Here is a 6,114-nt window from a genome sequence, read left to right as displayed (position 1 = left end):
TTTTTGTGGCCATACCCACGAACTGGAAATTATGCGAGCCAATGATCTATATCGGGGTCATTCCTTTACCCATTTTATGTGCGGCAGTTTGTCCGCTAGTAATCATCCCAAAGATGATAATATGTTCTTGTATTATGAAAATGTGGGTAGCGAGGATATGCATCTGCATCTGATACGAATCTTTTTGGAAATGGGTAAGGTGCATTTCAAACAGGAAAAGGTCTTTTAAAAGAAATGGTGCAGTGAGAGAACCATTATGGAGCGGTTTTTTAGATGGTTGAAAATGGAATTTTGAAATGGACTCAATAATTAAAGATGAGTTCGAAAATTGTCAACAATTTGTTCTATCAATTGATAATCGATGAAAAAATGTTAATGGTAAGTTGTTGATGTATCAGCATGCTGAAATTTTGAAGTTCCAGACATGCCAATACGGTTAGCCCCCACGACTTTTCAACCCCGAAAAGTTAAGGCTTTTCGACAATATTGCTTTAGGTCAAGAGAAACGGCATAACTCTTGACCTTTATTTAATATATATATTTTTTAGTACTTAAAGTAAACGTTGTTAACAATGAATGTATTTTTAATAAATTTGCAAAAAATAATACTATTTATATGTTATCGTATTTTATTGTCTAAACTTCTAATGCGTTGAATTCTATTTTTTTGCTATTGGCACTTATAATGATACCTCTCTCTCAATTAAATTGCTCTTATATATCATGGAAGACTAAATTTATTTGAGTGCGGGAAAACTTCGGCAATTTGCATATATTGTCACGATAGGTAAATATAAATAAGAACTGAAGTAAAGCTACAGGTTGTTAACACCGTTAACCGCACATCAGAGCCGGATAATCTTGCCGGTACATGTACAGCAAGCCGAACGCGATGGGAATTTGTAGCATTTGAAGCTTCACATATCCCGAACGAACAGGTGGTAACTTAATTGGATGAACAGATGAACAAAAAATATCTCGCCAACAAATTATTTGAAACCCAGTTTGCACTGGAAGATCTCAGGGAGATAGTCAGGCAGTCTCTACCTACGGGTATGAGTAATGATCAGTCTGAACGCTACGATGAGATCGTATCTGGTCTTGGCGGCCTTCTTGAGGATCTTGGTAAAAAGAATGGTCAAACACAACCCGTAAAGATCGTGGGTGACCTTATGTGCCGGACAAGGGAAGAGGAGTTCATAAATATCCAGCCTATCCAGGCCGGAGGAAGACTTACCCCTGAAGCACGTAAAGCGGTCATAGCCTATGGGGATGGATACTCTACTTGTGACAACTGCCGAAAACCGTTCAGGCTTGATAAGATCGATAAACCTTCTATCTCAACCTTCCACACGGACCTTGCAGAGTTTGTAGGTATGGACCAGGCACGTGTGGTTCCCGGTGCAAGAAGGGGATTCCAGGCTGTTGCTTCATCGATTATTGAAAAAGGCGACACTGTGGTCGTATCGGCATTTGCTCATTATACTGAGTTCCTTGCCGTAGAAGGTGCCGGAGGTATCGTAAGGGAAGCTCCTGTGAACGAGCACAACATTCTCACGGCTGAATCAGTTGCCCACAAGATCGATGAAGTGAAGAGAGAGACCGGAAAACTTCCAGCTCTCATAATGATCGATCACTTCGACTACCTGTTCTGTAATGAACACGACATCTATGGTATCGGAAAGGTGGCACAGGAATACGGCATCCCGTTCCTCTACAATGGTGCATACACTGTGGGCATCATGCCGGTAAATGGCAAAAAGATAGGTGCGGATTTCGTGGTAGGTTCAGGCCATAAGAGCATGGCATCAGTAGCTCCTTCTGGAGTGCTGGCGACCACTGAAGAATGGGCTGATAAGATATTCAGGACCACTCAAATGGTCGGAGATGTTACCGGAAGAAAATTCGGTATAAAAGAGGTCGAGTTCCTTGGGTGCACACTGATGGGAGCTCCATTGCTGTCAATGATGGCATCGTTCCCGCATGTGAAGGAAAGGACAAAGCACTGGGACGAGGAAGTCAAAAAGTCCAACTACTTCATTAACGAGTTCCTGAGGATCGAAGGAAATGAAGTGCTTAGCGAGTTCCCGAGAAAGCACGCTCTTTCCAAGGTGGATACCACCGGAAGCTTCGATAAGGTAGCAAAGACACACAAACGTAAGGGATACTTCTTCAGTGACGAACTGAAGAAACGCGGAATTGCAGGCGAGTTCCCTGGTGCTACAAGAAGCTGGAAGATGAGCACATACGGACTTTCATGGGATCAGATACACTATCTCTCCGATTCTTTCATCGAGATAGCCGAGAAATACAATATTAACATTAACTGAGGTATAAATAATGACTGACAAAACCTATGGATTAGATACAATAGCATTACACGGGGGCCATGTGCCAGACGCAACAGGTTCAAGAGCTGTTCCTATTTATCAGACAGCAGCATACGTTTTCAATGATGCTGAGCACGCAGCGAACCTTTTTGCCCTGAAAGCATTCGGGAACATCTACACACGTCTGATGAACCCTACCACCGATGTTCTTGAAAAGAGGGTAGCTGCCATTGAGGGCGGTACAGGTGCATTAGGTGTAGCTTCAGGCATGTCTGCCATCACTCTTGCAACCCTTGCGGTAACACAGCTTGGGGATGAGATCGTTTCTGCAAATAATCTCTATGGTGGCACGTACCAGCTCTTCAATCACACTTTCCCCAAACTTGGCAGGAAAGTAAATTTCGTAGATTCAACAAAACCGGAAGAATTCGAAAAGGCCATTACTGAGAAGACCCGTGCCATCTATGTCGAGATAATCGGAAACCCAAAGTTGGATATCCCTGATCTTGAAAAGATAGCTGAGATCGCTCACAATGCTGGTGTTCCGCTTATTGTGGACAACACCGTAGGTGTGGGTATTGCAAAACCGATAGAACATGGTGCTGACATTGTGGTTATATCTGCAACCAAGTTCCTCGGAGGGCATGGCACTTCCATTGGTGGTATAATAGTCGATTCCGGAAATTTCAGCTGGGACAACGGCAAGTTCCCTGAGTTTACCGACCCCGACCCCAGTTACCACGGTCTGAAGTTCTGGGAATCATTCGGCAATATTCCCGGAATGGGAAATCTTGCTTTTATCCTGAGGGTACGCACACAACTTTTGCGTGACCTGGGGCCTGCAATGAGCCCATTTAATGCGTTCCAGTTCATACAGGGCGTGGAAACACTATCTTTACGTGTGAAAAGACATGGTGAGAATGCTCTGGCGGTTGCCCGACACCTTAACTCACACCCGCTTGTTGAATGGGTGAACTATCCAGGTCTTGAAGCCCATCCCTCCCATGAGCTTGCACAGAAGTATCTTAACGGTAGCTATGGTGCTATTCTTGGGTTCGGTGTGAAAGGCGGACTTGAAGCAGGCAAGAAGTTCATCGAGAACGTTGAGCTGCTTTCACATCTTGCGAACATCGGGGATGCAAAGACCCTTGTGATCCATCCTGCATCCACTACACACCAGCAGCTTACAAAGGAAGAGCGTGAACAGACCGGTGTGACAGATGATTTTATAAGGATGTCTGTCGGATTAGAGGATATAGATGACATCATAGCTGATATAGATCAGGCATTGGAGAGGTCGCAGTAAGTATGAGTGAAAGGTCTGTAGGCATTGTGGCAACGAACTACCATACCATAGAAGGTGAGTTCCAGTTAGAAGGCGGTCATACCCTGAAGAACATCAGGGTGGCCTATGAGACCTATGGTAATCTCAATAAGGAGAAAAGTAATGCGATCCTTGTCTGCCATGCTTTAACAGGTGATGCACACGCAGCAGGCAGGCACAGTGGCGATGACATAAAACCGGGATGGTGGGATGACATCATCGGTCCTGGTAAAGCCCTTGACACTGACAGGTATTTCGTGCTATGTTCCAATGTTCTGGGAGGCTGTAAGGGTACTACCGGACCGGCTTCCCTCGATCCTGACACGGGCCGGCAATATGGTATCACTTTTCCGGTCATAACGATGGGGGATATGGTGAATGTCCAGAAAAAGCTGATAGACTATCTCGGCATCACCACTCTCTTTGCAGTAGTTGGTGGTTCCATGGGTGGTATGCAGACGCTTCAATGGTGTGTTGCCTATCCTGAACTTGTAAAGAAAGCGGTGGTCATTGCTTCTACTGCGATCTCATCTCCGCAGCAGATAGCTTTCAATGAGGTTGGCAGGAATGCCATTATCTCTGACCCTGACTGGAATGGAGGGGACTATTACGATGGTGAACCTCCGGTAAATGGTCTTTCCACAGCAAGAATGATCGCTCACATCACTTATCTTAGCGATGCTTCCATGCATGAGAAGTTTGGACGGAAATTGCAACAGGGTGAAAGCTACAAGTTCGATATGTCCAACGATTTTCAGGTGGAGAGCTATCTGAAATATCAGGGAGACACATTTACCGGCAGGTTCGATGCCAATTCCTATCTTTATGTTACAAAGGCTGTGGATTATTTCGACCTTTCAAAGAACGGTTCTCTGGCAGAAGGCCTTAAAGATGTGCAGGCAAAGATGCTGGTAATCTCAATAACTTCCGACTGGCTGTATTCGCCATATCATTCAAGAAAGATAGTCGAAGGTCTTACTGTCAAGGAACATGATGTAAGTTATCGCGAGATCGAATCCAGTTACGGACACGATGCCTTCCTGCTTGAAAGCGGCCAGATCAATTATGTCATCCACAATTTCCTGACCCACACATCCGTTGCTGATGTAATGACCGAAAAGGTTGCTACCATCAGGGAAGGTGTGAGCATTGAGAAGGCTGCAAAGGTAATGTTCGAGGAAGGTCTTACTCATCTGCCTGTCGTTAATGAGAACGACTGTCTTGTTGGTATCGTCACTTCCTGGGACATCTCAAAAGCTGTCGCATTAAAGTGTAGCAAACTGGAGAATATAATGACCAGGGATGTTCTGACGGCTTCCCCTGATGAACCGATAGTAGCTGCTGCCAAGAGACTGGAGCGCCACAGCATCTCAGCTTTGCCGGTAGTTGGCGAGAAGAAAAGACTTATTGGTATCATCGATAGTGAGGACATCAGCCGATTGATCGGTTGATCCTTTTACTTTCGACTTTTAGACTTTTACAGGCATTTCATCTTATGTGATAAAGAATGAAAAAAATGGAGGAAAAAAGTGAATTGTAATGTTGTGCTATGCGATAGCGCCTGGTTATCTCCTGAGCGTATTAGTAGAGTATTTCGTCGGCATAGTGATTCTCATGCTCCTTCTCCAGACAATCCTCGCATAAGAGCACTTCTCTTTGCTCTTCATCTGAGCATTCAATACAACTCCACGTGGCAATAGTCTTCACCATTTGCTCCTCACACGATTCACAGTATCGATATTTTGGTTTGTTCTTAGAAACAACACGAGGATATTCTGTTTCCTTCTCAGGTTCTACAATCTTTTCTAGCGTAATAATATGCTGAATATCATCGCCGAAATCGTAAACATACTCCATCGTATTGCCTTCTATGAGACCAAGTTGATCAATCTGTTTCTTAGCGCCACTACCCCTTCCATCTGGTTCGATTTCGCCGAAGCCTTTTGAGTACCACACTCGACCTGAATAGAATTCGCTCAGATGATCCCATGTATCATGATTGAATGCTTCACGAATGATATAATCAAAATCACCAAGCGTCTGATTGCCCTTAATTTCAATACGGCGCCAAAGCCTTTTCCGGTATTTCAAAGCAGCCTTAAATGCGTATACTTTCTCTTTTTTTATAATTATCACTCTTTGGATGATACTGTTGCGTATATATTATGTTTTTCTTAGCGCAGAGAAGGCAAATATGGGTTATAATATTCCATGACATCAGTTAACATAAATATTTAATTTGATAACAACTGTCAAATTCTATAGGGTTAAAAAATGGAACGTCAAAGTTGGGATAAAAGAGATAATTCATTCCATCTCTTTTTCAGTTTCCAGAACTTTCAATGATATCTTCATTACGGAATCCGGGTTAAGAGATATCGATTCGATACCTTCTTTCACAAGGAACTCTGCAAATTCGGGGAAATCACTGGGTGCCTGACCACAGATCCCGCTGTGCTT

The 6,114-nt window shown here is 43.8% G+C and carries 5 protein-coding genes and 1 pseudogene; 4 read left to right on the top strand and 2 right to left on the bottom strand.

Annotated features, from left to right (window positions below; genetic code table 11):
- The 4 genes and pseudogenes from QAS77_RS09830 to metX form a co-directional block, all read left to right on the top strand.
- Positions 1-229: pseudogene (locus tag QAS77_RS09830) on the top strand (metallophosphoesterase family protein); the annotation flags it as partial.
- 721 nt (positions 230-950) lie between these two features.
- Positions 951-2,330: an O-phospho-L-seryl-tRNA:Cys-tRNA synthase gene (gene pscS / locus QAS77_RS09825; RefSeq protein ID WP_305065285.1), complete on the top strand. Its 1,380-nt coding sequence runs from the start codon at positions 951-953 to the stop codon at positions 2,328-2,330.
- A 10-nt stretch (positions 2,331-2,340) separates the two neighbouring features.
- A complete protein-coding gene (locus tag QAS77_RS09820; RefSeq protein ID WP_305065283.1) occupies positions 2,341-3,636 on the top strand; it encodes an O-acetylhomoserine aminocarboxypropyltransferase/cysteine synthase family protein in 1,296 nt (431 codons plus the stop codon).
- A 2-nt stretch (positions 3,637-3,638) separates the two neighbouring features.
- On the top strand, positions 3,639-5,105 hold the full coding sequence (gene metX / locus QAS77_RS09815) for a homoserine O-acetyltransferase MetX (protein ID WP_305065281.1): 1,467 nt from the start codon (positions 3,639-3,641) through the stop codon (positions 5,103-5,105).
- Positions 5,106-5,235: 130 nt separating this feature from the next.
- Here metX and QAS77_RS09810 read toward each other — a convergent pair whose 3' ends face one another.
- Positions 5,236-5,790 carry an IS1096 element passenger TnpR family protein gene (locus QAS77_RS09810; RefSeq protein WP_305065279.1) on the bottom strand — a complete coding sequence of 185 codons (555 nt, stop codon included), beginning with the start codon at positions 5,788-5,790 and terminating at the stop codon, positions 5,236-5,238.
- A gap of 171 nt (positions 5,791-5,961) precedes the next feature.
- On the bottom strand, positions 5,962-6,114 hold a 153-nt coding region (locus QAS77_RS09805), incomplete at its 5' end, for a putative PEP-binding protein (RefSeq protein ID WP_305065287.1).

The sequence above is a fragment of the Methanococcoides sp. genome (assembly GCF_030594565.1).
Taxonomy (GTDB): Archaea; Halobacteriota; Methanosarcinia; order Methanosarcinales; family Methanosarcinaceae; genus Methanococcoides; species Methanococcoides seepicolus.
This window is presented reverse-complemented; position numbering and strand designations above follow the sequence as displayed.

Excerpts from the sequence above, each read along its gene's own strand:
- metX (WP_305065281.1), top strand. The coding sequence starts at position 3,639 with ATGAGTGAAAGGTCTGTAGGCATTGTGGCAACGAACTACCATACCATA.
- QAS77_RS09820 (WP_305065283.1), top strand. The coding sequence starts at position 2,341 with ATGACTGACAAAACCTATGGATTAGATACAATAGCATTACACGGGGGC.